The organism is Stenotrophomonas sp. 2201_Sma, from assembly GCF_056486685.1.
This window is the reverse complement of sequence record NZ_CM151329.1, coordinates 2,157,458-2,182,140: the sequence shown is the minus strand read 5'-3', so window position 1 is coordinate 2,182,140 and position 24,683 is coordinate 2,157,458. Positions and strand designations below refer to the sequence as shown.

Sequence of the window (24,683 nt, the reverse complement as noted above, 5' to 3'; positions counted from 1 at the left end):
TATGTGGAATCCCAATCTGCCGCTGGTCAGCATCGACGATGCCCCTGACCGCCTTGGCGCCGGCAATCCCGAGCTGCAGGCGATGGTGGCCGAAGCCGCTTCGGGTGGCACGCCGCTGATGCTGATGCATGTGGACATCGACCACTTCGCGTCGGTCAACGAGAACATGAGTGCGGAAGTGGGTGACCAGGCGCTGGTACTGGTGGCGCAACGCCTGCAGTCCTACCTGCGCGGGCGCGGCAAGCTGTGGCGCCATGGCAGCGACGAGTTCCTGATCGCCGTGCCGCGTGACGCCGACCTGCCGCTGCCGGAGGACTTCGCCGAAGAGATCCGCCAGCAGATGGAACTGCCGCTGTCGGTGCTGCCCTACACCCTGTTCATGACCGGCAAGCTGGGCGTCAGCCTGTGCCCGGAACATGCCAGCAGCACCTCGCGCCTGCTCGATCATGCCGAGGATGCGCTGTACCAGGCCGCCCGCGAGGGTGGCAACGCGGTGCGCATCCATGCCGTGGACACACCGCCCAGCGCGCACAGCGAGAGCATCATCGCGCGCCAGATCGTCGATGCCATCCCCAATGCCGAGCTGAAGCTGCGCTACCAGCCCCTGGTCAGCGCACGCGATGGCCATGTGGTGGGCATGGAAGCCCTGCTGCGCTGGCAGTCGCCGACGCTGGGGATGCTGGTACCTGAGCGCTTCATGCGAACGGCCGAGCGGCTCGGCATCATCGTGCAGATCGGCACCTGGGTGCTGGAGGGTGCGCTCAAGCAGGCCCGGCTGTGGCGCGACCAGGGTTTCGACGACTTCACCATTGCGGTGAATGTCTCCACCCTGCAGCTGCTGCGACCGAATTTCTTCGCCGAAGTGATGTCGCTGCTGCAGGCAGCGGGCGTGCCGGCGCAGATGCTGACGCTGGAGATCAACGAAAGCGCACTGACCAACAACGTCAATTTCGTGCACGAGACCCTGGCCAACCTGCGCAACGAAGGCATCAGCCTGAGCCTGGACAACTTCGGCACCGGCGACTCCAGCCTGAGCGCGCTGGTGCGCTATCCGGTGGACAAGCTGAAGATCGACCGCAGCTTCATCAAAAGCGCACCGGCCGGCAACCGCGAGGCCGCCATCGCCCGTGCGATCATCGCCATGGGCCACCAGCTGGGCATGACGGTGATCGCCAACGGTGTGGAATCGCAGGCACAGCTGGGCTTCCTGCGCCGCAACGACTGCGATGTGTTCCAGGGCTATCTGTTCGGCGAACCGATGTCGGCCGATGCCGCGGGCATGACCCTGCGCCGGCGCTACCTGCGCCCGGAAGCATTCGCCGAGACCCGACCGGACCGCACCCTGCTGCTGCTGGACGATGAAGAGAACGTGCTGCGCTCGCTGGTGCGGCTGTTCCGTCGCGACGGCTACCGCATCCTCGCCGCCGGCAACGTGCGCGACGCCTTCGATCTGCTGGCGATCAACGATGTGCAGGTGATCCTGTCCGACCAGCGCATGAGCGACATGAGCGGCACCGAGTTCCTGGGCCGGGTGAAAATGCTGTACCCCGACACCATCCGCCTCGTGCTGTCCGGCTACACCGATCTGAACACGGTGACCGACGCGATCAACCGCGGCGCGATCTACCGCTTCCTGACCAAACCATGGAACGACGACGAGCTGCGCAAGCACATCCACCAGGCCTTCCGTACCTACGAGGAACAGCGCCGCAGCAACGCCGGCCCGGTGGCGATGGACGCAGGTGACGGTGGCGAGGATCGCCCGCCGTTGCGGTGATGGAGGCCGCCGGGCATGGCCCGGCGCTACCGTGCACCTGTGCCGTGCGGCGGCTCAGCGCGGCTGCTTCACCGGCAACACCACGCGGAAGCGCGAGCCGACGCCAGGGGTGCTGTCCAGATCGATGCGACCGTGGTGCTTGTTGATGATGCTGTAGGAGATCGACAGGCCCAGGCCGGTTCCGCTGCCCACTGGCTTGGTGGTGAAGAACGGATCGAAGATGCGCTGGCGCAGTTCGGGCGAGATGCCGCCACCGGTGTCCTCGAACTCGACCCAGACATGGTCGCCCTCCACGCCGGTACGCACGGTGATGGTGCCGCGCTCGGCGATGGCATGGCCGGCGTTGAGCAGCAGGTTCATGTAGACCTGGTTGAGCTCGGACGGCAGGCACTCGACCAGCGGCAGCTGGCCGAACTCACGCACCAGGGTGACCTTGTACTTGAGCTCGTTCCAGATGATGTTGATGGTGGACTCGAGGCCGGCGTGCAGGTCGACCAGCTTCCACGACTCATCGCGGCCGGAGTACGAGAAGTCCTTGAGGTCGCGCACGATGCGCGTCACCCGCTCGATGCCCTCGCGTGACTCGGCCATCAGCTGTGGCAGATCGCGGCTGATGAAGTCGATGTCCAGCCGGTCACGGATGTCGTCGATCTCCGGGATGAGCGCCTTCGGGTCGGGCGCACGCAGGGCGCGCTCGTAGGCCTCGATCACGGTGAACAGGCTGCGCAGGTACTCCTGCAGGCTGCCGAGATTGGAGTGCACGTAGCCGATCGGGTTGTTGATCTCGTGCGCGACGCCGGCGGCAAGCTGGCCGATGGACGCCATCTTCTCCGACTGCAGCAGCTTTTCCTGCGTGCCGTTCAATCGAAGGTAGGCCTGGCGCAGTTCGGCATGGCGCTGCTGCAGCTCGCGCTCGTAGTCTTCCTGGCCCTCGATGTGGCGGAACAGTGCCAGGTAGTGGCCCTGCCCGGGCGGACCGTGATGGTACAGATGCGCGATCACCACGCCCTCGCCCAGCGGCAGGCTGCCGTTCCAGTGACCGTTCTGGCGGGCGTGCTCCAGCGCGTCCGGCGGCAGCAGCTGACGCAGGCGCTGTGGTGCCGGCAGAAGGCCTTCGTCGCTGGCCAGCAGGTTCTGCGCGGCCGGATTGGCCAAGGCGACCTGACCGTCTTCGGTGAACAGCAGCAGGCCCTCGCGCAGGCGTTCAAGCAACGCCTGCAGCACCGGCTGTGGTGGAAGGGGGGCGGTAACCAGGACGTTGGCAGCGGACACGGCGGCTCAGGGGCATTCGAACAGGCGCCCAATATACGCGGTCGTGCCGCAGGCGACAGCCTGCGAGCCGGGAGGTCCGCGCGAAATTGCGTCAGGCCACCGCCAGAGGACGGCCAGCGGTGACTGCGTGGGCCTGCCCCTTGGCATCGTAGGCCGAGGCCTCTTCGCTGCGGCCCAGCTGGCGCAGCGCCCAGTTCACTTCGCGGCGCCTGCGCGACAGCAGCACGCCGTTGGCGCGATTGCGCTCGGCCAGCTCCTGCAGCTGTTCGCCCTCGCCCACCGGCGGTGCGCCTTCCAGCGCACGCAGCGCCTCCAGCTTGGCGCCGGTGGCGCGGATCAATGCGTGCACGTCATGCTCGACCAGGGCCTGGCGTTCGACGTCCAGGGCCAGCGCCAGGCGCTGCAACGGCTCGCTCATCGCCGCGGTCATCCGTGCAGCTGCTGGTCCAGCTCAAGCATGCGCGAAGCGATCGCGTCCGGATTGATCGTATAGGTGCCGTTCTGCAGCGATTCGCGCACGGCGGCCACGCGCTGGGCGTCGATCGCCGGCGCCGTGGTCAGTTCGCGTTCGATGGCCTGCAGATTGGTGGCCTCGCCGGTCAGGCGCAGGCTGTCGGCCGCCTCCACCGGACGCGCCGGCGAGTCGCTGCTGACGCCGGGCTTGCTGGCCGGGTTCGTCACGCTGCGCAGTGCCTGGGGGACCTGCAGGTTGCCGTCGATTTTCTGGCTCATGGGGTGTCCTGGAGTTGCCGTTCACAAGGGATAACGGCCGCAGGGCCGTGATCTTTAGGGAAATCTTGCGGGAATTCAACGCGCCACGATTACGTCACCACGGGCATCCACCGTGCCCTGCACGATGCGCCGCGAGGACAGGTTCTCCACCGAGATGCGTTCGTTCTCGCCGGCATCGCCCATCGCCCGGCCCGCGATGCGCACCTCGACCGAGCCGCGCCGTGACACCAGCGCCACATTGTCTCCGCGCTTGATGAGACGCTGGGTGACCAGGTCGTTGCTCGACAGCAGCGTTCCAGCCTGCAGCGGACGCCGGGCGATGCGGCCGATCGCTGCATTGGGATCGGCCAGCACGGCCCCGGCAATGCGTGCAGCATCGCGTTGGGCGGTACTGATATCGGCAGCCGTCAGCGTTTCTCCAGCAGCGATGCCGCGTGCAAGCACCAGCACCGTCTGGTTGCGCCGCACCTTCACCGGTACGAACAGGCGCCAGCCGCCCGCATCGGGGCAGCTGACCTCGACCGTGGTGTTCGCTGTCGGCTGCACCTGCAGCGCTCCCCCGCACCGGGGAAGACGCAGCGCGTCAGCCACCTGGGCCTCGCCTTCGCTGCCGGCAGGCAGGCTCGACAACGCCGCCGCACGGATGCTGGCCACCGGCTGCCAGTCGGCGGCCACTGCCCAGGGCGAGGCAACGGCCAGTGCGACTGCCAGGATGGAGGAGATCGGGCGCATGGCGCCTCCTGTCGATGGGACCTGGCCCGGACGCGTGCAAGCGGCGTGCCAGTGCGATGCGCGGCGCAACACTCGGCGCCGCTGGATCGGACCCTCAAGTTCCCGCCGCCGCACGCCGATACAGCAGCCATGTCCCATGACCTGCTCAACCGGATCGACCAGCGGACCCGCCTGGCCGGCCACAACCGACTGGCGCTGCTGCTGTTCCGCCTCGGCGGACGTCAGCTTTTTGGCGTCAATGTATTCAAGGTGCAGGAAGTGCTGCGGCGCCCGGAGCTGTTCCAGGTGCCCGGCCTGCCCGGGCAGTTCGCCGGCGTGGCCGATGTGCGCGGACGCTCGGTGCCGGTCCTGGACCTGGGCCTGGCGATCGGCCATCCCGAGCGCGAGCCGGATGCCGATACCTCGCCCGGCTACCTGGTCGTCACTGAATTCAACCGCTCGATCCAGGGCTTCCTGGTCAGCGGCGTGGAGCGCATCGTCAACATCGCAGTGGAGGACATCCATCCGCCACCGGAACTCGGCGCTGAATCGAGCTACCTGACGGCGGTCACCCGCTTCCAGGGCGAGCTGATCCAGGTGATCGACGTGGAAAGCGTGCTGGCCGACATCGCGCAGATCCGGGGCGAGGCCGTGCTCGATCCACAGATGGCCATGCCCGCCGACGGCCCGCAGCTGCAGGTGCTGGTGGTGGACGACTCGCGGGTGGCACGCCAGCAGATCCGCAGCGTGCTGGACCAGCTGGGGGTCGGCGCCACCCTGCTCTCCGATGGCCGGCAGGCGCTGGACCACCTGCTGCAGATCCACGCCTCGGGCGAGAATCCCGCCGACCGCTACGCCATGGTCATCTCCGATATCGAGATGCCGGCGATGGACGGCTACACGCTGACGACGGAAATCCGGCGCCATCCGGGGCTGGCGGGGCTGTACGTGCTGCTGCATACCTCGCTGTCGGGCGTATTCAACAACGCGATGGTCGAGCGCGTGGGCGCCAATGCCTTCGTCGCCAAGTACTCCCCGCACGAGCTGGCCGATTTCGTGCTGGACCGCCTGCGCAAGGTGGCGATGGCGGCCTGAGGCCGCTGGGGTTCCCCGCCGGGCATGGCCCGACGCTACCGGATGTTGGCCGCCCCTTGGGTAGCGCCGGGCCGTGCCCGGCGAGCGTAGCGGCGCCCCGCCCCGCCCACGACCTTTTGGCACACCGCTTGCAGCTTCCCCGGCAACGTTCCTGTGGGAGTGCATCGTGCGCAACCTGATTACCGACTACCTGGGCGTACATGCCCAGGCCATGCCGTTGCGCGAACAGCGGATGAAGCTGATCGCCAGCAATCTCGGCAATGCCGACACCCCCGGCTACAAGGCCCAGGACCTGGACTTCGACGCCGCCCTGCGCAGCGCACAGGGACAGGATGGCAACGGCCTGATGGCCACCACCCACGAGCAGCATTACGCGATCAACAACGGCCTGAATCCGTTCCAGATCGCGCGCGAGGGTGTCCAACCCAGCCTTGACGGCAATACCGTCGATCCGGATGCAGAGCGCGCCGCCTACGGTCGCGCCGCGCTGGAGTACCGCGCATCGCTCAGCTTCGTCGAGAGCAAGGTCCGTTCCATGCTGACCGCGATCACGGGGCAATAAGCCATGAGCAACCTGCCGATCTTCGATATCGCCGGCTCTGCGCTGCAGGCGCAGTCGGTGCGCATGAGCACCATCGCCTCCAACCTGTCCAACGCCGACACCGTTGCCGGCTCGGCCGAGGCCGTCTACAAGCCGCTGGAGCCGATCTTCCAGGCGGTCACGAGCAAGGACGACCCGAACATCACCTCGGTGCAGGTGAAGGAAATCACCCGCAGCGAGGCGGCGCCGATCAAGCGCTACGAGCCCGGCCACCCGCTCGCCGATGCCGACGGCTACATCTACCAGCCCGACGTCGATCCTGTCGCGCAGATGGTCAATCTGATCTCGACCTCGCGCAACTACCAGGCCGGCGTGGAGATGTTGACCACCGCCAAGGAACTGGCCCTGGCCACCCTGACCATGGGCCGCTGAGGCCCGCAGTACCGGATACCGCCATGACCACTGCCGTCAACAACCAGACCAGCCAGGACGTCTACTCCGCACTGGGCCTGAATGCTCCCAACAGCAACGCCACCAAGAAGAAGAACACTCTGGACCAGGCCGACTTCCTGCGCCTGATGACCGAGCAGCTGCAGCACCAGGACCCGCTCAAGCCCATGGACAACACGCAGATGGTCGCGCAGATGGCGCAGATGTCGACCGTGCAGGGCATCACCGATCTGAACACCACGGTGCAGGGCTTCCAGCAGTCGATGGCCAGCGACCAGGTGCTGCGTGGCGCCGCGCTGGTGGGGCACCAGGTGCTGGTGCCGTCCGAGAAGCTGGTGCTGGAGAACGAAGGCAGCGTCGAAGGCACCGTGGCCGCGCCCGGCGCCGGCATCATCACCGTGGACATCACCGATGCCAACGGTGCCAAGGTCACCTCGATCAGCGTCGAAGCCAAGGCCGCAGGCGAAACCGCATTCCAGTGGGATGGCAAGGATGCCGCCGGCAACCGCATGGAGCCGGGCAAGTACAGCGTGGTCGCCAACCATGTCGATACCGCTGGCAAGAGCACCAAGCTGTCCACCTATGTGCAGGCACCGGTGGAAAGCGTGACCGTCGGTTCCGATGGCCTGTACCTGAACCTCAAGGGCCTGGGCACGGCCCCGATCGACTACGTGCTCCGCGTCAGCTGAGCCGCCTACCCGCATCTACCAGGAGCATCCCATGGGCTTCAATGTCTCGCTGTCCGGCATCAATGCCGCCAACTCCGACCTGAGCGTCACCGCCAACAACGTCGCCAACGTCAACACCACCGGCTTCAAGCAGTCGCGCGCCGAGTTCGCCGACCTGTTCGCCGCCACCAGCTACGGCCTGTCGAAGAACGCGGTCGGCTCGGGCGTGCGCGTCTCCAACGTGGCCCAGCAGTTCATCCAGGGCAACAACGAGCAGACCGGGCGCAGCCTGGACATGGCGATTTCCGGTGAGGGCTTCTTCACCATGAACATGAACGGCCAGCGGGTGTACTCGCGTGCCGGCAACTTCCAGACCGATGCAGCAGGCTACGTGACCAACCCGCAGGGCGCGCGCCTGCAGGTGTTCGCGCCCAACGCCGACGGCACCAACTTCGACGCCGGTCGCATGATCGACCTGCAGCTGCTGACCACCGACAGCCCGCCCCGGCAGACCAGCGATGTAAAGGTTGGTTTCACCCTGCCGGCCAACGCCAAGGAACCGACGGTGCAGCCGTTCGATGCCACCAATTCCAACAGCTACAACCACTCCAGCGGCGGCATCACCGTGTATGACTCCCTGGGCGTGAGCCACATCCAGGTGTCGTACTTCGTCAAGGAAGCCGGCGTCAACCAGTGGACCGTGCACAACTTCGTCGATGGCGAACCCGCAGGTACCCCGACGCCGGTCACCTTCGACAACAGCGGCAAGCTGACCGCACCGGCCAACGGCAGGATCAGCCTCGGCACGTTCACCCCGACCACCGGCGCGGGCGAGTTGAACATGACCCTTGACGTGAGCGGCTCGACCCAGTACGGCGAGAAGTTCGCCCTGCGCAACACCCAGCAGGACGGTTACGCCGCGGGCAAGCTCAACGAAATCACGGTGTCGGACACCGGCGTGGTCTACGCACGCTACTCCAATGGCGACGACAAGCCGCTCGGCCAGGTTGCGCTGACCACCTTCAACAACCCGCAGGGCCTGGAGCAGAAGGGCAACAACGTGTGGGCGGAGACGTTCGATTCGGGTACGGCCCGTACCGGAATGCCCGATACCTCCAACCTCGGCAAGATCCAGGCCGGCTCGCTGGAGGCGTCCACTGTCGACCTGACCGAGCAGCTGGTCAACATGATCACCGCGCAGCGCAACTTCCAGGCCAACGCACAGATGATCACCACCCAGGACCAGATCACCCAGACCGTCATCAACATCCGTTGATGAGCCGCTGACCCTGTCACGGAACTCCCCGCATGGATAAAGCCCTCTACGTGGCGATGACCGGTGCCCGCGCCTCCCTGCAGGCGCAGGGAACGCTCAGCCACAACCTCGCCAACTCCGATACCCCCGGCTTCAAGGAAGCGCTGGCCAACACCGAAGCCTTCCCGATCCAGGGCAAGGGCTTTGCCTCGCGGGTCGATGCGCTGCACGTCGACGCCGGCTTCAACCGCCGGCCCGGTGCGCAGCACATCACCGGCAAGCCGCTGGACCTGGCGCTGCAGACCGGCACCTGGCTGGCCGTGCAGTCCACCGACGGCAGCGAAGCGTACACGCGCGGCGCGGCACTGTCGGTGACACCGAACGGTCAGCTGGTGACTTCCGGTGGGCGCCCGGTACTGGATGACAACAACAACCCGATCGCCATTCCGCCTTACCAGGCGATGGAAATCGGCAACGACGGCACGATCTCGATCATCCCGCAGGGTGAAGGCCCGCAGACCATGGCCATGATCGGCCGGATCAAGGTGGTGCAGGCACCGGACGAACGGCTCGAGCGCGGTCTTGATGGCCTGTTCCGCAACACCGATCCGCTGCAGCCGTTCGCCCAGGCCCTCGGGCCCACCGTGCACAGCGGCCAGCTGGAAGGCAGCAACGTCGATGCCGCCGGTGCACTGGTGCAGATGATCCAGCTGCAGCGCCAGTACGAAATGCAGGTGCAGGTGATCAAGCACGGTGATGACAACGCACGCAGCGCCAACAGCCTGCTGCGACTGGGCAGCTGACGGAATTCCACCGGCGCCGCGTAACGGCACTGGCACACCGCTTGCACGCCGTACCCCATGGGCCGCAGCACGCGGCCGGTTTCAGCCAGACAGGACTCCGAAGATGAACCAGGCATTGTGGATCGCGAAAACCGGACTGGATGCGCAGCAGATGCGCATGTCGGTGGTTTCCAACAACCTCGCCAACACCAACACCACCGGCTTCAAGCAGGACCGGGCCAGCTTCGAGGATCTGTTGTACCAGCAGGTCCGCCAGCCGGGCGGCGCATCGTCGGCGCAGACCCAGCTGCCGACCGGCCTGCAGCTGGGCACGGGCGTGCGCGTGGTGGCCACCGCCAAGAACTTCGAGCAGGGCAGCCAGCAGCAGACCGGCCGCGCGCTGGACGTGATGGTCAATGGCCGGGGCTTCTTCGAGGTGCAGCTGCCCGATGGCAGCTCCGCCTATACCCGCGACGGCTCGTTCAAGATCAACCAGGACAGCGAGCTGGTCACCAACAGCGGTTACCCGGTGCAGCCCGGCATCCAGATTCCCGAAGGCGCGCAGTCGGTGACCATCGGCAGCGACGGCACCATCAGCGTGAAGATGGCCGACGACGCCGCATCGGTGGAAATCGGTGCGCTGACCCTGACCGACTTCGTCAATCCCGCAGGCCTGCAGGCGCGCGGCGAGAACCTGTTCCTGGAAACCACCGCCTCGGGGCCGGCGCAGAGCGGCAATCCGGGCCTGAACGGGCTCGGCAACGTGGTCCAGGGTGCGCTCGAAGGCAGCAACGTGAACGTGGTGGAGGAGCTGGTGTCGATGATCGAAACCCAGCGCGCCTACGAGATGAACGCCAAGGCGATCTCGACCACTGACTCCATGCTGGCCTACCTCAACAACAAGATCTGACCGGCCCAACCGGGATAACGCCATGTCGCCCATTTCCACCCTCGCCCGCACTGTCCTCGCCAGCACGATGGCCGCCCTGCTCGGCGGCTGCGTGATCGCCGGCGACGTGCGCCCCTACCCCGCGATGGCGCCGCTGCAGCCGATCATGCCGCCCCAGGCTGAGCCGACGGCCGGTGCGATCTATGCGGCAGGGCCAACCCTGCAGCTGTACTCGGACCGCCGCGCGCGTGATGTCGGCGACCTGCTGACCATCACGCTGCTGGAAAACACCACCGCGCAGACCAGCGCCAACACTGCCACCAACAAGGAATCGAATCTGAGCCTGGGGACGCCATCGATCTTCGGTGCGCCGGTCACCCTGGGCGGCAAGGACATCCTCAGCGCCAGCGCCAAGGGCGCGCGCGACTTCACCGGCAAGGGCAACAGCGCACAGAGCAACCGCCTGCAGGGCAGCGTCACGGTCACCGTGATCCAGCGCCTGCCCAATGGCAACCTGGTCGTGCAGGGACAGAAGAATCTGCGCCTGAACCAGGGCGACGAGCTGGTGCAGGTGCAGGGCATCGTGCGCCCGGGTGACATCAGCCCGGACAACACCCTTCCCTCCAGCCGTGTGGCCGAGGCCCGCATCGTCTACGGTGGCCGCGGTCCGGTCGCGCAATCCAACGCGATGGGCTGGCTGAGCCGCTTCTTCAACTCCGGCCTGACGCCGTTCTGAGCATGGCCATGACGCTTACCTTCTTCTCTTCCTGGCACCGCCTGTCATCGCTGTGCTGCCTGGTGCTGCTGGCAGTGGCTGCGCCCGCCAATGCCGAGCGCATCAAGGATCTGGCCCAGGTCGGCGGCGTGCGCGGCAACGCGCTGGTCGGCTACGGCCTGGTGGTCGGCCTGGATGGCAGTGGCGACCGCACCAGCCAGGCCCCCTTCACCGTGCAGAGCCTGAAGAACCTGCTGGGCGAGCTGGGCGTGAATGTGCCGGCCAACGTCAATCCGCAGCTGAAGAACGTCGCCGCCGTGGCGATCCACGCCGAACTGCCACCGTTCGCCAAGCCAGGGCAGCCCATCGATGTCACCGTGTCCTCGATCGGCAACGCGGTGTCGCTGCGTGGCGGCTCGCTGCTGATGGCGCCGCTGCGCGGCGCTGACGGCCAGATCTACGCCATCGCACAGGGCAACCTGATCGTGGGTGGCTTCGGTGCCCAGGGCAAGGACGGCTCGCGGGTGTCGGTGAACGTGCCCAGCGTCGGCCGCATTCCCAACGGTGCCACGGTCGAACGCGCATTGCCGGATGTGTTCGGTGCCAACGGCGAAATCACCCTGAACCTGCACAACAACGACTTCACCACCGTTTCGCGGATGGTCGCGGCGCTCAACAACGCCTTCGGCGAAGGTGCAGCGCGTGCCGTCGACGGCGTGACGGTGGCGGTGGCCGCGCCGACCGACCCGGGTGCACGCATCGGCCTGCTTGCCCGCATCGAGAATCTGGAGCTGACCCCGGGCAGCGCCCCGGCCAAGGTCGTGGTCAACTCGCGTACGGGTACGGTGGTCATCGGCCAGCAGGTCCGCGTCGGCCCTGCGGCGATCTCGCACGGTTCGTTGACGGTGACCATCCAGGAGAACACCAACGTCAGCCAGCCCAACGCACTGGCCGGCGGCAGCACGGTGGTCAGCCCGCAGTCGACCATCACCGCCACCAACGATGGCAGCCGCATGTTCAAGTTCAATGGCGGCACCACACTGGATGAGATCGTGCACGCGGTGAACGCCGTCGGCGCCGCGCCGGGCGACCTCATCGCGATCCTGGAAGCACTGAAGCAGGCCGGCGCGCTGAGCGCCGAACTCGAGGTGATCTGACATGCGCATCACCCCCGCCTTCGAGCTGAATCCGGCGCAGCAGAACGACCCGGCCAGGATCGACAAGGTCGCGCGGCAGCTGGAAGGCCAGTTCGCGCAGATGCTGGTCAAGAGCATGCGCGATGCCAGTTTCGGCGACTCGCTCTTTCCCGGTGAGAACAAGATGTTCCGGGAGATGTACGACCAGAAGATCGCCGAGGCGATGACCCGTGGCAAGGGACTCGGGCTGTCGGCCATGATCACCCGCCAGCTGTCCGGAGCGACCGCCGAAGGACCGGCGCTGGATACCGGCATCGGCGCTGCGAAGGCCAGCCGGGCCTATCAGCTCAACGCGCCCGCCAAGGCGGCGCCGTCGCTGCCGCTGGAGGACGCCGGCCAGGCCGTACGCATGCTGCAGCAGATGGCCGCAGGTGCACAGCAGGATGCATCGGCCGCCATCGCGCCGATGGAACAGGCCCTGGACCTGATCGCCGGCCGCGAAAGCAGCAGCGTCCACCGGTCGCTGGGCACCGATGATCCGTACATCGCCGGGCTTGACGGCCCCGACTGGGCAGCCCGCAACGACCAGTGGGCCGCCACTGCCAGCAACCGTGGCAGCGGCACTACGACCGATGCGCTGGCGACCCGCAACGCGGTTGCCCAGCTGGGTGCGCATACCCCGGAAGGCTTCGTCGCCAGCATCTGGCAGCACGCGCAGAGCGCAGCCAGGGAGCTGGGCGTGGACGCCCGCGCGCTGGTTGCGCAGGCCGCACTGGAAACCGGCTGGGGCAAGCGCCAGATCAAGCACGCCGATGGCAGCACCTCGCACAACCTGTTCGGCATCAAGGCCAATGGCTGGAACGGGCAGCGTGCGGTGGCCGGCACCCATGAGTACGTCGATGGCGTGCGCCGCAATGAAACCGCAAGCTTCCGCGCCTACTCCTCGCCGGCCGAGAGCTTCGCCGACTACGTGCGCCTGCTGAAGACCAGCCCGCGCTACCAGCAGGCCCTGCAGGCCGGCACCGATGTGCAGGGCTTCGCCCGGGGCCTGCAGCGGGCCGGCTATGCCACCGATCCGCGCTACGCCGCCAAGATCGCCGCGATCGCCGGCGGCCCGACCATCGAGCGTGCCGTCGCCGCCGTGACCGATGCCGGCAGTCGCCTTGGCCAGACCTTCGCCAGCACCGCAACAGCGGCGCTGGGTATCACCCGTCGTTGAGGAACCCCATGTCCAGCGTACTTTCCACCGGTACCGGTGCCCTGCTCGCCTTCCAGCGCGCCCTGGCAACCACCAGCCACAACGTGGCCAACCTCAACACGCCGGGTTACAGCCGGCAGAAGGTCAATTTCGCCACGGCCGATCCGCAGAACTTCGGCTACGGCACGGTGGGCAACGGCACGCGCATCACCGACATCCGGCGCACTGCCGACCAGCTGGCGATCTCGCGCCTGCTCGACAGCAGCGGTGAGCTGGCACGCCTGAAGCAGTTGTCCGGCATGGCCGACCGAGTCAACGCGCTGTTCTCCGACGCCGCCACCAACGTCGCAGGCGTCTGGTCCAGCTTCTTCGATTCGGTCAGCGGCCTGTCTTCCAATGCCTCCGGCACGGCCGACCGGCAGAGCATGCTGGACGGTGGCAAGGCCCTGGCCAACCGTTTCGTGCAGCTCAATACCCATCTGAACAACCTCAACAGCGAGGTCAACAACGGCCTGCTCGCCGGAGCGACCGAGGTCAACCGGCTGGCGCAGGAAATCGCCCAGATCAACGGCGCCATCGGCACCAACATCGCCAGCGCGGCCCCGGACCTGCTCGATCGCCGCGACCAGCTGATCTCGCAGCTGATCGGCTATACCGGTGGCACCGCGGTGATCCAGGACGGCGGCGTGATGAACGTCTACACCGCCGGCGGCAACGCACTGGTGGTCGGCACCACCGCCACCCGGGTCACCACCGTGGCCGATCCGTACCAGCCCGAGCGCCTGCAGCTGGCACTGGAAACGCAGGGCAACACCATCACCCTGGATCCCAAGGCCGTCGGCGGCCAGATCGGTGGGCTGATGGAGTTCCGCGACACCGTGCTGACCCCGGCGCAGGCGGAACTGGGCAAGCTGGCGATCGGCCTGGCCGACAGCTTCAACCAGGTCCACCACCAGGGCGTGGATCTCTACGGCCAGCTCGGCGGTGACTTCTTCAACATCGGCACGCCGCGGGTGACGGCCAACAGTGGCAACAGCGGGACGGCCAGCATCAGTGCCAGCTTCGGCGATCTCGGCAAGCTGGACGCGCAGAACGTCGTCCTGCAGTTCGATGGCACGCAGTGGAAGGCGAGCCGCGCCGACACCGGCGCCAGCATTCCGTTGACCGGCACCGGCACCGCCGCCGATCCGCTGGTGATCAACGGCGTCGAGCTGGTGGTCGGCGGCACGCCGGCAATCAACGACCGCTTCCTGCTGCAGCCCACTGCCGGCGTGGCCGGCAGCCTGGAGATCGCCATCACCGATCCCTCGCGCATCGCAGCCGCGGCTGCCGTGAAGGGCGCCGCCGCCACCGCCAATACCGGTACGGGCAAGCTCAGCGGCGTCTCCGTGACCGATGCCGGCCATGCGGACCTGCGCAATCCTGCGGCGATCGTCTTCACTTCCGCCACCACCTACACCATCGATGGTGGCCCACCGCAGACCTACACCCCGGGCCAGACCATCAGCGCCAACGGTTGGAGTTTCGTTCTCGACGGTGCACCGCGCACCGGCGACACCTTCAACATCACCCCGACCCCGGCCGGCTCTTCGGACAACAGCAACGCGGCAAGGCTGGCCAAGGTGGAGAGCGCCAAGGCGTTCAGCAGCGGCACCGTCACCCTGAACGGCGCACTGGGCGGGCTGACCACCCAGGTCGGCGCGGCCGCGCGCTCGGCCGAGTACTCGCTTGAAGCGCAGCTGGTGATCAACGAGAAGGCCCAGGACGCGCGCGACGAAATCTCCGGCGTCAACCTGGATGAGGAGGCGGCGAACATGCTCCGCCTGCAGCAGGCCTACCAGGCCGCCTCGCAGTTGATTTCCACTGCCGACAACATGTTCCAGACCATCCTGGGAGCCGTCCGCCGATGAGCAGCCGCATCTCCACCGGAATGATGTTCAACCAGTCGGTGACGCTGATGCTGGCCAAGCAGGCCAAGCTCAATCACCTGGAGCAGCAGATCGCCACCGGCAGCAAGATCGTCAGCGCCAAGGACGATCCCGTGGCCGCGGGCACCGCCGTGGGCCTGGACCGCAGCCTGGCGGCACTCGAGCGCATGGGCCTCAACGCCGGCAACGTGCAGAACCGGCTCGGCGTGCAGGAGAACACGCTGGCCCAGGTCAATGACCTGATGGGCCGCGTCAGCGACCTGACGTTGCAGGCCAGCAATCCGGCGCTGAGCGCCGCGGACAAGAAGACCCTGATCACCGAGCTGAACCAGATCCGCGACGGCCTGCTGTCGCTGGCCAACAGCAGCGACGGTACCGGCCGCTATGTATTCGGTGGCACCCATGACGGCGATCCGCCGTTCGCCAAGATCGACGGCAAGGTGGTCTATCGCGGCGACCAGACCCAGCGCCAGGTGGAAGTGGGGCCGGACACCTACGTGCTCGACGCCCTGCCCGGCAGCGAGATCTTCATGCGCATTCCGACCGGCGATGGCTTCGTCGACGGCAGCGCCGCCGCAGGCAACACCGGCAAGGGCGTGCTGACCAACATCACCCGCGACGGCAGCGACAGCTGGAACGGCCAGGCCTTCAGCGTGCGCTTCACCGCCAGCGACCAATACGAGGTGCTGGACGCAACGGGCAACGTGACCAGTACCGGCTCCCTGAAGCCCGGCGACGAACTGGAAGTGAACGGCGTGCGCCTGCAGATCACCGGCGCTGCCGAGCCCGGCGATACCTTCAACGTGCAGCCGGCCGGCAGCCGCGACATCTTCGCGACGATGGACAAGCTGATCGCCGCACTCGACGCCGATACCGGCAGCACCGCGCAGCTGGCGGCGCAGCAGAACCAGCTGCAGAGTGCATTGCGCGACGTCGGTCGCGCGTCCGAGCGGATGATCGATTCGCGTGCTGCCGGCGGATCGCAGCTCAAGGCGCTGGACAATGCAGCGGACATGCGCGAAGCCAACAGCGTGACGTTGAAGACCACCCTGTCACAGATGCGCGACCTGGACTACGCCGATGCCCTGAGCCAGTACCAGTTGCAGAGCACCGCGCTGCAGGCTGCACAGACGATCTTCTCGCAGATGCAGTCGATGTCGCTGTTCAACAAGATCGGCTGATCCGTTTCCAGCACACGCCCATGAAGGCCGCGATGCCCTGCATCGCGGCCTTTTTTCGTTTCCGCAGGGCGTTGCTGCTGCCTCGCCCGCGGGTGCGCCGCGCGCGTTCATTGACGACCCGCGCGCCCAGGTCCGCCCCACCCGGCGCCGCCAGCGGCGCCCGCCCCCCTGCCCGCCCCCCTTCCAGGCCGGTGAAACCCCGGAAAAACAGCGTCCCGCGGGCTTTTTCCGGTTCACCGGAATTCACGCCTAAAGGTTGTTGACAAAGCGCCGTTATTCATTTGGCAACGGCGAAGCACACAGCCAAACAAAAAACAGGCGGCGCTTCGTTCCATTCACCTACGGGTTCCAAATAAGAGGAGACGACCCCATGGCACAGGTAATCAACACCAATACGATGTCGCTCAACGCTCAGCGCAACCTGAGCACCAGCGGCAACTCGCTGGCCACCACCATCCAGCGCCTCTCGTCCGGCCTGCGCATCAACAGCGCGAAGGACGACGCCGCCGGCCTGGCGATCTCGGAGCGTTTCAGCACCCAGATCCGCGGCCTGGACGTGGCCATCCGCAACGCCAACGACGGCATCTCGCTGGCCCAGGTCGCCGAAGGTTCGCTGAGCGAAGTCGGCAACAACCTGCAGCGCATCCGCGAACTGGCCGTGCAGGCCTCCAATGCCACCAACTCCAGCAGCGACCGCAAGGCCCTGCAGGCCGAAGTGACCCAGCTGGTCAGCGAAATCGACCGCGTCGCCAAGCAGAGCGACTTCAACGGCACCAAGCTGCTCGACGGCAGCTTCACCAGCCAGCTGTTCCAGGTCGGCGCCAACGCCGGCCAGGCCATCGCCATCAACAGCGTGGTCGACGCCAAGGCCAACTCGCTGGGCGCGACGACCTTCGTCAACGCTGGCAGCGCCACCCTGGATGACGCAGCCGTCGATGCCGCCGCCGGCACGCTGGCCAACATCACGGTGGGCGACGTCAGCATCGGCGACGTCACGTTCGACTACACCACCCCGCCGGGCGCGCCGGCCACCGCCGCCGAGATCGCTGCAGTGCGCAAGGTCAACCAGGACAATGCCACCAAGGCGCTGGCTGCTGCCCTGAACGGCAAGATCGGCGAAACCGGCCTGCATGCCGCGCAGTCCACCACCGCGGGCGAAGTCACCCTGACCTCGGTCAAGGCCGACAACACCGTGGCCGGTGTGACCGTGAAGATGGGGCCGACCGCCACCGCAACCGATCTGAACGCCCCCGCCGCCGGCACTGCTGCCGCCCACGTCGCCGACATCCAGATCGATACCGTCGCCGGCGCCCAGCAGGCCCTGGAGATCGTCGACAAGGCCCTGGAATCGGTCAACAGCGTCCGCGCCGACCTGGGCGCGATCCAGAACCGCTTCACCTCGGTGGTCGCCAACCTGCAGACCTCCTCCGAAAACCTGTCGGCCTCGCGCAGCCGCATCCGCGATACCGACTTCGCCAAGGAAACCGCCGAACTGACCCGCACCCAGATCCTGCAGCAGGCCGGCACGGCCATGCTGGCCCAGGCCAACCAGGTGCCGCAGAACGTGCTCAGCCTGTTGCAGCGCTGACATGAGCCGCTCCCGGGGCACGTCGGGGGCGTCTGACCCAACTCACGTGCAACCGCTCAAGGACCTCTCCTCATGGCACAAGTCATCAACACCAACACGATGTCGTTGAATGCTCAGCGTAACCTGAGCACCAGCGGCAGCTCGCTGGCCACCACCATCCAGCGCCTGTCCTCCGGTTCGCGCATCAACAGCGCCAAGGACGACGCCGCTGGCCTGGCGATCTCCGAGCGCTTCGGCACCCAGATCCGCGGCACCGATGTGGCCATCCGCAATGCCAACGACGGCATCTCGCTGGCCCAGGTCGCCGAAGGCTCGTTGACCGAGATCGGCAACAACCTGCAGCGCGTGCGCGAGCTGTCGGTGCAGGCCGCCAATGCCACCAACTCGGCCAGTGACCGCAAGGCGCTGCAGGCCGAAGTGACCCAGCTGGTCAGCGAAATCGACCGCGTTGCCAAGCAGTCCGAGTTCAACGGCACCAAGCTGCTGGACGGTTCGTTCTCCAGCCAGCTGTTCCAGGTCGGTGCCAATGCCGGCCAGGCCATCGCCATCGACAAGGTGGTCGATGCCAAGGCCGACGCGCTGGGCAATGCCGTCTTCGACGCCAACACCGTCACCATCGACGAAGGCGATAGCGTCGCAGCCGATGCCGGCAAGGAAATCACCTATTCCGGCCTGACCATCGGTGGCGGCGGCCTGACCTCGGCGATCAAGATCGCCGACGTCAAGATCACCTCCACCGGCGACGCCGCCAAGGACCAGGCCGCCCTGGCCGCGGCGACCGTGACCGCGATCAACGCCAAGATCGGTGAGACCGGCGTCTACGCCGAACTCGACGGCACCACCGCCGGCCAGATCAACCTGACCTCGGTGAAGGAAAGCGTCGACAAGGACGGCAAGTTCGTCGCCATGTCGGCCACCGCGGGCACCAGCGCCGGCGTCACCGGCTTCGACAGCGCCGCCGCCACCGCCAGCCCCAGCGCCGCAGCGGGCAAGCTGCTGAAGGACGTCGACATCAGCACCGTGAAGGGTGCCCAGCAGGCGCTGGAAGTGGTCGACAAGGCACTGGGTTCGATCAACAACACCCGCGCCGACCTGGGTGCGATCCAGAACCGCTTCACCTCGGTGGTCGCCAACCTGCAGACCTCGACGGAGAACCTGTCCGCCTCGCGCAGCCGCATCAAGGACACCGACTTCGCCAAGGAAACCGCTGAACTGACCCGTACCCAGATCCTGCAGCAGGCCGGCACGGCCATGCTGGCCCAGGCCAACCAGGTACCGCAGGGCGTGCTCAGCCTGCTGCGCTGATCCGCACCGCGATCGACTCCCGGGCGCCGGTCAGGCCGGCGCCCGGACCCTGAACCACGTACCACCTCCGCCAAAGGAAATGCACCATGGCACAAGTCATCAACACCAATACGATGTCGCTGAATGCTCAGCGCAATCTGAGCACCAGCGGCGCCTCGCTGGCCACCACCATCCAGCGCCTGTCCTCGGGCTCGCGCATCAACAGCGCCAAGGACGATGCCGCCGGCCTGGCGATCTCCGAGCGCTTCGGCACCCAGATCCGCGGCACCGACGTGGCCATCCGCAATGCCAACGACGGCATCTCGCTGGCCCAGGTCGCCGAAGGTTCGCTGACCGAGATCGGCAACAACCTGCAGCGCATCCGTGAGCTGTCGGTGCAGTCGTCCAACGCCACCAACTCGGCCAGCGACCGCAAGGCCCTGCAGGCCGAAGTGACCCAGCTGGTCAGCGAAATCGACCGCGTCGCCAAGCAGTCCGAGTTCAACGGCACCAAGCTGCTGGACGGCTCGTTCTCCAGCCAGCTGTTCCAGGTCGGTGCCAACGCCGGCCAGGCCATTGCCATCGACAAGGTGGTGGACGCCAAGACCGAATCGCTGGGCACCGCGACCTTCGCCACCGGCACTACGGCTGCCCTTGCAGCTGGCGGCGACGGCGCACGCATCACCGGTACCGTGATGGACGTGGATATCGGCACCGTCGAGATCAAGGCCGGCGCGACCACCGAAGAGGCCGCCAAGGCGGTGGCCACCGCCATCAATGCTAAGATCGGTGAAGCCGGCATCTACGCAGAAGCCAACAGCAACGGCACCCTGAAGCTGAGCTCCGTGAAGGAAGGCAAGGACGTCGTCGTTGCTGATATCGCCCTGGAGCGCAGCGACTTCGACGCCACCGCGGGCACCTGGGGCGCCAAGGCCGCTACCGCCGCCTACGCGGCTGGCACCGCCACCGATGCCAGCGTGCAGAAGCTGGACGTGAGCACCGTGCTCGGCGCCCAGCAGGCGCTGGAAGTGGTCGACAAGGCACTGGGTTCGATCAACAACACCCGCGCCGACCTGGGTGCGATCCAGAACCGCTTCACCTCGGTGGTTGCCAACCTGCAGACCTCGACGGAGAACCTGTCCGCCTCGCGCAGCCGCATCAAGGACACCGACTTCGCCAAGGAAACCGCTGAACTGACCCGTACCCAGATCCTGCAGCAGGCCGGTACGGCCATGCTGGCCCAGGCCAACCAGGTACCGCAGGGCGTACTCAGCCTGCTGCGCTGATCCACGGCAAGAAGGTACCGCTGCCGCCGGTCGAACCGGCGGCAGCGGCAACCCGACAGCCACGGCGCACGCAGGCGCGGGCCATGCCCGGCCCGGGACGCTTCCCGAACCGGCTTGGCATCGCCCGCCCCTGCGGACCTCTGTTTCAGCGCTGTACCTTTGACTGTACGCACCGGGCGGCTTCGTCTCCCCCCGATTGTCAGTAGCCTGATCCCTCCCCTGCTTTGGGGGAGGGTTTTTTGCAGACTCCCGGCAGCCTGCGTCGTCCCGACCGCATCCTGCCCTGTCACTCCTGCAACCTGCATGCCAAACCTGCCGTCCGGCACTGGCACGGCGCATGCATCAACGAAGTCCTCAAGACCCAGCGGCGCAGGCCGCTATTTTCGTTGACGACGGGCGGCCGCAGCGCGGCGCCCGGCTTACCAGGAGAAACGACGTGGCAGACTTTGGATACGGTGGCATCGGCTCGGGCCTGGACATCTCCAGCATCGTCAGCCAGCTGGTCGCGGCCGACCGCAAGCCCGCCGACAATGCGCTGAACCTGCAGCAGTCCAAGACCAAGATGCAGTTGTCGTCGATCGGCACCGTCACCGCGGCCTTCGACAAGCTGAAGACCGCACTCACGGCACTGAAGGCCACCACGGCCTTCGACACCCGCACGGTCACCGCCAGCAAGGGCGGCAGCGGCGGCACCGACGAGATCCTGACGGCCAGCGTGGCGCTGTATGACGTCGGCACCACCAAGGCGGCCGCGTCCAACGGCACGCACATCATCGACGTCAAGTCGCTGGCGACCGCACACAAGCTGATCGCCGACACCTCCGTGCCCAAGACCGATACGTTCGCCGCCGGAACCTTGACGTTGACCGTCGGCGTCGGCGACAAGGCCAAGACCATGAACGTGGAGGTCGAGGAAGGCGACACGCTGACCACGATCCGCAACAAGATCGACGCCGCCGGCCGCAAGGAAGGCGTGCAGGCCACCCTGATCAGCTCCGGCGACAACCAGTACCTGTCGATCGCACAGGAAAAGACCGGCGCGGCAAACGCGATCAAGCTCGAATACGCCGGCAGCGACCCGAAGCTGGGAGCGCTGGTCGGCAGCCTGAAGCAGAACACCGCGGCCGCCGATGCCAAACTGACCATCGACGGCGTTGAAGTGGTGAGCGCCAGCAACACCGTGGCCGACGCCGTGCCGGGCCTGACCCTGAACCTGAAGAAGGAAGGACAGAGCACGGTCACGATCAGCACCGACACGGCCGCGGCGACCAAGGTGATGCAGGATTTCGTGACCGCGTACAACGCGGCCATCGCCGCCATCAACACCGAAACCAAGTACGACGCCAAGACCAAGGAAGCGGCAGCCCTCACCGGCGACGCACAGATGCGCGGCGCCGCCAGCCAGCTGCGCTCGGTGATGTCGGGCGTGCTCAAGTCGTTGTCCGGCGATGGCCTGGACGCCAAGGCCATCGGCCTGCAGACCCGTGGCTACCCCAATGCCGATGGCAGCCTGGTGCTTGATACCACCAAGTTCGCTGCCGCGCTTGCCAGCCAGCCGGAGAAGATCCGCCAGGCGATCACCGGCGATGCCGGCGGTGCGGGCCAGCTGTACTCGCTGGTCGACGGCTACGTGAGCACGACGGTCGGCAAGGAGGGTGCGTTCGTGGCCCGCACCAAGGGCCTGAACAACACCCTGGACAGCATCGACAAGCGCCGCAAGGACCTGGATACACGCATGGTCGGCGTGGAGGCACGGTACAAGAAGCAGTTCCTCGCACTGGACAGCCTGATGGGCAAGCTGCAGCAGAGCAGTTCGGCGCTGCAGCAGCAGCTGGCGCAGTTGAACGGTTGACGGACGTGCGCGGCACTCAAGTTTGGTGCCGAACGCACCGATAACGGACGCAACAGCAATCATCGCGGTACTGCCGGCAGTGATCGTCACGATCCTGCTGCAGCACCCAGCGCAAGGAGAATCACGAATGTACGGTTCCAGCCGTCAGTACGCCGAGCAGTACCGCCAGGTGGGTGTGACCAGTGCGGTCACCGATGCCGATCCGCACAAGCTGGTGGCCCTGTTGCTGGCGGGCGCGCTGGAGCGCGTGCGGCGCGCACTGGCCAGCCTCGAGCGCGGCGACCATGCCGGCAAGGGCAAGGCGATCGGCGAGGTCTGCGCCATCGTCGGCCACCTCAACGGCTCGCTGGACCATGAGGCCGGTGGCGAGATTGCCGGCAATCTTTCGTCCCTCTACGACTACGTGCTGCAGCGCCTGACCGAGGCCAACCTGCACAACGACCGCGCCGCCCTGGACGAATCGCTGCAGCTGCTGGGCGAGATCGACAGCGCCTGGAACGCAATTCCGCACGAGCAGCGCCGTACGGCAGCGGTGGCACCATGAGCCTGCAGGCACTGCATGCGCAGCTGGACGCGTTCGAGAAGGCGCTGGGTGAAGATGCCTTCGACACCGCCGACAGCCTGCTCGAAGGCCATGACAGCAAGCTGCACGCGCTGTTGAGCCAACCGCTGGCGGCCGCCGACCATGCGCCCCTGACCGCGCTGTTCGAACGCCAGCAGAACCTGCTCACCCTGCTGCGCCACCGCCGCGACGCGGTGGCCGTGCAGCTGCACGATGGACGGCGCTCCCTTCGCGCCGCGCACGCCTACCTGCAGGCAGAATCGCTGGCATGACCCTCCTGCCGACCACGTCGCTGCATCACCCGGCCGAAAGCGAGCTGTTCGACGAGACGCTCAGCTGCGAACTGGCGCTGCCGGTCGAGTTCCAGGCCGGCAATGCGGCGGGACGTACCAGCAGCGCCGAAGGCCTGCTGCGCAGCCTGGCGCTGGTCGAGGACAGCCGTGTCGATGAACACGACGAGCGCAGCGAGGCCAGCCTTCCGCTGCAGCGGCTGGAAGCCAAGCTGGATCTGGCCATGGTGCTGCTGGGCCGGCTCGTGCGCCAGCAGGGCCCGGCATTGACCCTGCGCCCGGTGCGCTGGTCCCGGCGCGGCATCCGCCTGCAGCTGGGCCCCCGTAGTGGCGCGGCCCCGGGCCAGGCCGGCGTGGTCCGCGTGCAGCCCAGCGACTGGCTGCCCGACCATATCGATCTGCCGGTGGAAGTGGTTGCCGAGGCCGCCGACGGCAGTGGAGGCCACTATCTCTGGCTGCGTTTCCATCGCCTCGGCGACGGGCTGGAAATGGCCATGGAGCGGCATCTGTTCCGCCTGCACAGACGTCAGGTGGCCGAAGCAAGGCGGGCGCGCTGAACCCTGGCACGCCCGCCCGCAACGGACGACGCTTGGCTCGCCCGTTCAGCTAAGTTAAGGTGGACTCCCCTCCCGGACCTCCAGCGTGCCTGTGCGAGTTCTCATCGTCGACGATCACACCCTGGTCCGCGCCGGCCTGGCGCGGCTGCTGCAGGGGTTTGCCGACGTGCAGCTCGTGGCCGAGGCCAGCAACGCCGAGCAGGCGCTGCAACTGGCCCTGCAGCACGCGCCGGACGTGGTGCTGATGGATCTGTCCCTGCCCGGACGCACCGGCCTGGAAGCACTCAGCGACATCCGCATGCGCGCACCCGGCACCCGGGTGGTGATGATGACCATGCACGATGATGCCGCCCACGTGCGCGACGCACTGGATCGCGGTGCCGTCGGCTTCGTGGTCAAGGATGCCGCTCCGCAGGAACTGGAACTGGCGCTGCGCGCTGCACACGCAGGCCAGGTGTTCCTGAGCCCGCAGATCTCGGCGAAGATGCTGGCGCCCATGCTGGGCCGCGAGAAGCCCACCGGTATCGCCGCGCTGTCACCCCGCCAGCGCGAGATCCTGCGCCGCATCGGCAAAGGCGAAAGCAACAAGGAAATCGCCGCCGATCTCGGCATCAGCGTCAAGACCGTGGAAACCCACCGCGCGCGCATGATGGAGTCGCTGGGGTGCCGCCGCGCCAACGACCTGCTGCTGCTCGCCGCCCGCCACCAGCACGAGCTGGAGTGACCGCGCCATCCGGATGACGGGTTCCCGTCACCCCCACAGGCACTGACGGAATCCCGTACACGCCGGCACGACGCCCCGACCGCGTGCGCAACAGGAAATCAAGGGCTTGCGACCGGGAAACGTCAACATCCCGCGCCGATGTCGGGAAAACCCCTACACGCTGTCGGGTAATTCACCAACCACCTCAGGAACCCCCTGATTCCGCACCTG

At 66.9% G+C, this 24,683-nt stretch carries 26 protein-coding genes; 21 read left to right on the top strand and 5 right to left on the bottom strand.

The genetic code is table 11. The features are described from left to right. Position 1 precedes the first annotated feature (1 nt). Positions 2 to 1,777, top strand: coding sequence for an EAL domain-containing protein (locus tag ACZLIF_RS10200; RefSeq protein WP_053517925.1), 1,776 nt, complete (start codon positions 2 to 4; stop codon positions 1,775 to 1,777). Between the two features lie 54 nt (positions 1,778 to 1,831). Here the strand turns inward: ACZLIF_RS10200 and ACZLIF_RS10195 are convergent, their stop codons facing one another. The 4 genes from ACZLIF_RS10195 to flgA all read right to left on the bottom strand — a co-directional run bounded on the left by ACZLIF_RS10195 (position 1,832) and on the right by flgA (position 4,513). Beyond that, entirely contained in the window at positions 1,832 to 3,049 is a 1,218-nt protein-coding gene (locus ACZLIF_RS10195) for an ATP-binding protein (protein ID WP_065175707.1), read from the bottom strand. Positions 3,050 to 3,140: 91 nt separating this feature from the next. After that, positions 3,141 to 3,479: a flagella protein gene (locus ACZLIF_RS10190; RefSeq protein WP_053517922.1), complete on the bottom strand. Its 339-nt coding sequence runs from the start codon at positions 3,477 to 3,479 to the stop codon at positions 3,141 to 3,143. Further along, a complete protein-coding gene (gene flgM, locus ACZLIF_RS10185; protein WP_053517921.1) occupies positions 3,476 to 3,781 on the bottom strand; it encodes a flagellar biosynthesis anti-sigma factor FlgM in 306 nt (101 codons plus the stop codon). The genes ACZLIF_RS10190 and flgM overlap by 4 nt, the downstream gene beginning before the upstream one ends. A gap of 75 nt (positions 3,782 to 3,856) precedes the next feature. After that, positions 3,857 to 4,513 (bottom strand): flagellar basal body P-ring formation chaperone FlgA, encoded by a 657-nt coding sequence (gene flgA / locus ACZLIF_RS10180; RefSeq protein ID WP_111187003.1) that lies wholly within the window; start codon positions 4,511 to 4,513, stop codon positions 3,857 to 3,859. A gap of 129 nt (positions 4,514 to 4,642) precedes the next feature. On the opposite strand from flgA, the gene ACZLIF_RS10175 reads away from it, so the two are divergent. The 12 genes from ACZLIF_RS10175 (at position 4,643) to flgL (ending at position 16,330) form a co-directional block, all read left to right on the top strand. After that, complete coding sequence (locus tag ACZLIF_RS10175; RefSeq protein WP_053517918.1) at positions 4,643 to 5,587, top strand: chemotaxis protein; 945 nt, start codon at positions 4,643 to 4,645, stop codon at positions 5,585 to 5,587. 166 nt (positions 5,588 to 5,753) lie between these two features. Then, entirely contained in the window at positions 5,754 to 6,149 is a 396-nt protein-coding gene (gene flgB / locus ACZLIF_RS10170) for a flagellar basal body rod protein FlgB (protein ID WP_053517917.1), read from the top strand. A gap of 3 nt (positions 6,150 to 6,152) precedes the next feature. Then, positions 6,153 to 6,560, top strand: a complete 408-nt coding sequence (flgC, locus tag ACZLIF_RS10165) for a flagellar basal body rod protein FlgC (protein ID WP_053517916.1) — start codon at positions 6,153 to 6,155, stop codon at positions 6,558 to 6,560. A 23-nt stretch (positions 6,561 to 6,583) separates the two neighbouring features. Continuing rightward, a complete protein-coding gene (locus ACZLIF_RS10160; RefSeq protein WP_053517914.1) occupies positions 6,584 to 7,267 on the top strand; it encodes a flagellar hook assembly protein FlgD in 684 nt (227 codons plus the stop codon). A 31-nt stretch (positions 7,268 to 7,298) separates the two neighbouring features. Next, positions 7,299 to 8,522 carry a flagellar hook protein FlgE gene (flgE, locus tag ACZLIF_RS10155; RefSeq protein WP_053517912.1) on the top strand — a complete coding sequence of 408 codons (1,224 nt, stop codon included), beginning with the start codon at positions 7,299 to 7,301 and terminating at the stop codon, positions 8,520 to 8,522. Between the two features lie 32 nt (positions 8,523 to 8,554). Then, positions 8,555 to 9,304 carry a flagellar basal body rod protein FlgF gene (locus ACZLIF_RS10150; RefSeq protein ID WP_053517911.1) on the top strand — a complete coding sequence of 250 codons (750 nt, stop codon included), beginning with the start codon at positions 8,555 to 8,557 and terminating at the stop codon, positions 9,302 to 9,304. Positions 9,305 to 9,407: 103 nt separating this feature from the next. Further along, positions 9,408 to 10,193 carry a flagellar basal-body rod protein FlgG gene (gene flgG, locus ACZLIF_RS10145; RefSeq protein ID WP_478462602.1) on the top strand — a complete coding sequence of 262 codons (786 nt, stop codon included), beginning with the start codon at positions 9,408 to 9,410 and terminating at the stop codon, positions 10,191 to 10,193. A gap of 22 nt (positions 10,194 to 10,215) precedes the next feature. Beyond that, positions 10,216 to 10,908: a flagellar basal body L-ring protein FlgH gene (gene flgH / locus ACZLIF_RS10140; protein WP_074898853.1), complete on the top strand. Its 693-nt coding sequence runs from the start codon at positions 10,216 to 10,218 to the stop codon at positions 10,906 to 10,908. 8 nt (positions 10,909 to 10,916) lie between these two features. Then, a complete protein-coding gene (locus ACZLIF_RS10135; RefSeq protein WP_429001031.1) occupies positions 10,917 to 12,044 on the top strand; it encodes a flagellar basal body P-ring protein FlgI in 1,128 nt (375 codons plus the stop codon). A 1-nt stretch (position 12,045) separates the two neighbouring features. Then, the gene (gene flgJ / locus ACZLIF_RS10130) at positions 12,046 to 13,242 is read left to right on the top strand and encodes a flagellar assembly peptidoglycan hydrolase FlgJ (RefSeq protein ID WP_262218047.1); all 1,197 of its coding nucleotides are present in this window, start codon (positions 12,046 to 12,048) and stop codon (positions 13,240 to 13,242) included. Positions 13,243 to 13,250: 8 nt separating this feature from the next. After that, positions 13,251 to 15,131 carry a flagellar hook-associated protein FlgK gene (gene flgK / locus ACZLIF_RS10125; RefSeq protein WP_053517907.1) on the top strand — a complete coding sequence of 627 codons (1,881 nt, stop codon included), beginning with the start codon at positions 13,251 to 13,253 and terminating at the stop codon, positions 15,129 to 15,131. Further along, complete coding sequence (gene flgL / locus ACZLIF_RS10120; RefSeq protein ID WP_053517905.1) at positions 15,128 to 16,330, top strand: flagellar hook-associated protein FlgL; 1,203 nt, start codon at positions 15,128 to 15,130, stop codon at positions 16,328 to 16,330. The genes flgK and flgL overlap by 4 nt, the downstream gene beginning before the upstream one ends. Here flgL and ACZLIF_RS10115 read toward each other — a convergent pair. Then, the gene (locus tag ACZLIF_RS10115) at positions 16,314 to 16,577 is read right to left on the bottom strand and encodes a hypothetical protein (RefSeq protein ID WP_478462600.1); all 264 of its coding nucleotides are present in this window, start codon (positions 16,575 to 16,577) and stop codon (positions 16,314 to 16,316) included. The genes flgL and ACZLIF_RS10115 overlap by 17 nt on opposite strands. Positions 16,578 to 16,700: 123 nt before the next feature. Between ACZLIF_RS10115 and ACZLIF_RS10110 the strand changes: the two genes are divergently transcribed. The 8 genes from ACZLIF_RS10110 to ACZLIF_RS10075 all read left to right on the top strand — a co-directional run bounded on the left by ACZLIF_RS10110 (position 16,701) and on the right by ACZLIF_RS10075 (position 24,473). Then, positions 16,701 to 17,918 (top strand): flagellin, encoded by a 1,218-nt coding sequence (locus tag ACZLIF_RS10110; protein WP_053517904.1) that lies wholly within the window; start codon positions 16,701 to 16,703, stop codon positions 17,916 to 17,918. 72 nt (positions 17,919 to 17,990) lie between these two features. After that, complete coding sequence (locus tag ACZLIF_RS10105) at positions 17,991 to 19,223, top strand: flagellin (RefSeq protein WP_128990283.1); 1,233 nt, start codon at positions 17,991 to 17,993, stop codon at positions 19,221 to 19,223. 86 nt (positions 19,224 to 19,309) lie between these two features. Next, positions 19,310 to 20,488 carry a flagellin gene (locus ACZLIF_RS10100; RefSeq protein WP_128990281.1) on the top strand — a complete coding sequence of 393 codons (1,179 nt, stop codon included), beginning with the start codon at positions 19,310 to 19,312 and terminating at the stop codon, positions 20,486 to 20,488. A gap of 436 nt (positions 20,489 to 20,924) precedes the next feature. Further along, on the top strand, positions 20,925 to 22,340 hold the full coding sequence (gene fliD, locus ACZLIF_RS10095; protein WP_053519585.1) for a flagellar filament capping protein FliD: 1,416 nt from the start codon (positions 20,925 to 20,927) through the stop codon (positions 22,338 to 22,340). Positions 22,341 to 22,467: 127 nt separating this feature from the next. Continuing rightward, entirely contained in the window at positions 22,468 to 22,884 is a 417-nt protein-coding gene (gene fliS / locus ACZLIF_RS10090) for a flagellar export chaperone FliS (protein ID WP_053519586.1), read from the top strand. After that, entirely contained in the window at positions 22,881 to 23,174 is a 294-nt protein-coding gene (locus ACZLIF_RS10085; RefSeq protein WP_111186089.1) for a hypothetical protein, read from the top strand. The genes fliS and ACZLIF_RS10085 overlap by 4 nt, the downstream gene beginning before the upstream one ends. Continuing rightward, the gene (locus ACZLIF_RS10080; RefSeq protein WP_053519588.1) at positions 23,171 to 23,749 is read left to right on the top strand and encodes a PilZ domain-containing protein; all 579 of its coding nucleotides are present in this window, start codon (positions 23,171 to 23,173) and stop codon (positions 23,747 to 23,749) included. The genes ACZLIF_RS10085 and ACZLIF_RS10080 overlap by 4 nt, the downstream gene beginning before the upstream one ends. Positions 23,750 to 23,840: 91 nt before the next feature. Further along, positions 23,841 to 24,473 carry a response regulator gene (locus tag ACZLIF_RS10075; protein ID WP_053519589.1) on the top strand — a complete coding sequence of 211 codons (633 nt, stop codon included), beginning with the start codon at positions 23,841 to 23,843 and terminating at the stop codon, positions 24,471 to 24,473. The last annotated feature ends 210 nt before the right edge of the window (positions 24,474 to 24,683 follow it).

Excerpts from the sequence above, each read along its gene's own strand:
- ACZLIF_RS10200 (WP_053517925.1), top strand. The coding sequence starts at position 2 with ATGTGGAATCCCAATCTGCCGCTGGTCAGCATCGACGATGCCCCTGAC.
- ACZLIF_RS10190 (WP_053517922.1), bottom strand. The coding sequence starts at position 3,479 with ATGACCGCGGCGATGAGCGAGCCGTTGCAGCGCCTGGCGCTGGCCCTG.
- flgM (WP_053517921.1), bottom strand. The coding sequence starts at position 3,781 with ATGAGCCAGAAAATCGACGGCAACCTGCAGGTCCCCCAGGCACTGCGC.
- flgA (WP_111187003.1), bottom strand. The coding sequence starts at position 4,513 with ATGCGCCCGATCTCCTCCATCCTGGCAGTCGCACTGGCCGTTGCCTCG.
- ACZLIF_RS10175 (WP_053517918.1), top strand. The coding sequence starts at position 4,643 with ATGTCCCATGACCTGCTCAACCGGATCGACCAGCGGACCCGCCTGGCC.
- flgC (WP_053517916.1), top strand. The coding sequence starts at position 6,153 with ATGAGCAACCTGCCGATCTTCGATATCGCCGGCTCTGCGCTGCAGGCG.
- ACZLIF_RS10160 (WP_053517914.1), top strand. The coding sequence starts at position 6,584 with ATGACCACTGCCGTCAACAACCAGACCAGCCAGGACGTCTACTCCGCA.
- flgE (WP_053517912.1), top strand. The coding sequence starts at position 7,299 with ATGGGCTTCAATGTCTCGCTGTCCGGCATCAATGCCGCCAACTCCGAC.
- ACZLIF_RS10150 (WP_053517911.1), top strand. The coding sequence starts at position 8,555 with ATGGATAAAGCCCTCTACGTGGCGATGACCGGTGCCCGCGCCTCCCTG.
- flgG (WP_478462602.1), top strand. The coding sequence starts at position 9,408 with ATGAACCAGGCATTGTGGATCGCGAAAACCGGACTGGATGCGCAGCAG.
- flgH (WP_074898853.1), top strand. The coding sequence starts at position 10,216 with ATGTCGCCCATTTCCACCCTCGCCCGCACTGTCCTCGCCAGCACGATG.
- ACZLIF_RS10135 (WP_429001031.1), top strand. The coding sequence starts at position 10,917 with ATGACGCTTACCTTCTTCTCTTCCTGGCACCGCCTGTCATCGCTGTGC.
- flgJ (WP_262218047.1), top strand. The coding sequence starts at position 12,046 with ATGCGCATCACCCCCGCCTTCGAGCTGAATCCGGCGCAGCAGAACGAC.
- flgK (WP_053517907.1), top strand. The coding sequence starts at position 13,251 with ATGTCCAGCGTACTTTCCACCGGTACCGGTGCCCTGCTCGCCTTCCAG.
- flgL (WP_053517905.1), top strand. The coding sequence starts at position 15,128 with ATGAGCAGCCGCATCTCCACCGGAATGATGTTCAACCAGTCGGTGACG.
- ACZLIF_RS10110 (WP_053517904.1), top strand. The coding sequence starts at position 16,701 with ATGGCACAGGTAATCAACACCAATACGATGTCGCTCAACGCTCAGCGC.
- ACZLIF_RS10105 (WP_128990283.1), top strand. The coding sequence starts at position 17,991 with ATGGCACAAGTCATCAACACCAACACGATGTCGTTGAATGCTCAGCGT.
- ACZLIF_RS10100 (WP_128990281.1), top strand. The coding sequence starts at position 19,310 with ATGGCACAAGTCATCAACACCAATACGATGTCGCTGAATGCTCAGCGC.
- fliS (WP_053519586.1), top strand. The coding sequence starts at position 22,468 with ATGTACGGTTCCAGCCGTCAGTACGCCGAGCAGTACCGCCAGGTGGGT.
- ACZLIF_RS10085 (WP_111186089.1), top strand. The coding sequence starts at position 22,881 with ATGAGCCTGCAGGCACTGCATGCGCAGCTGGACGCGTTCGAGAAGGCG.
- ACZLIF_RS10080 (WP_053519588.1), top strand. The coding sequence starts at position 23,171 with ATGACCCTCCTGCCGACCACGTCGCTGCATCACCCGGCCGAAAGCGAG.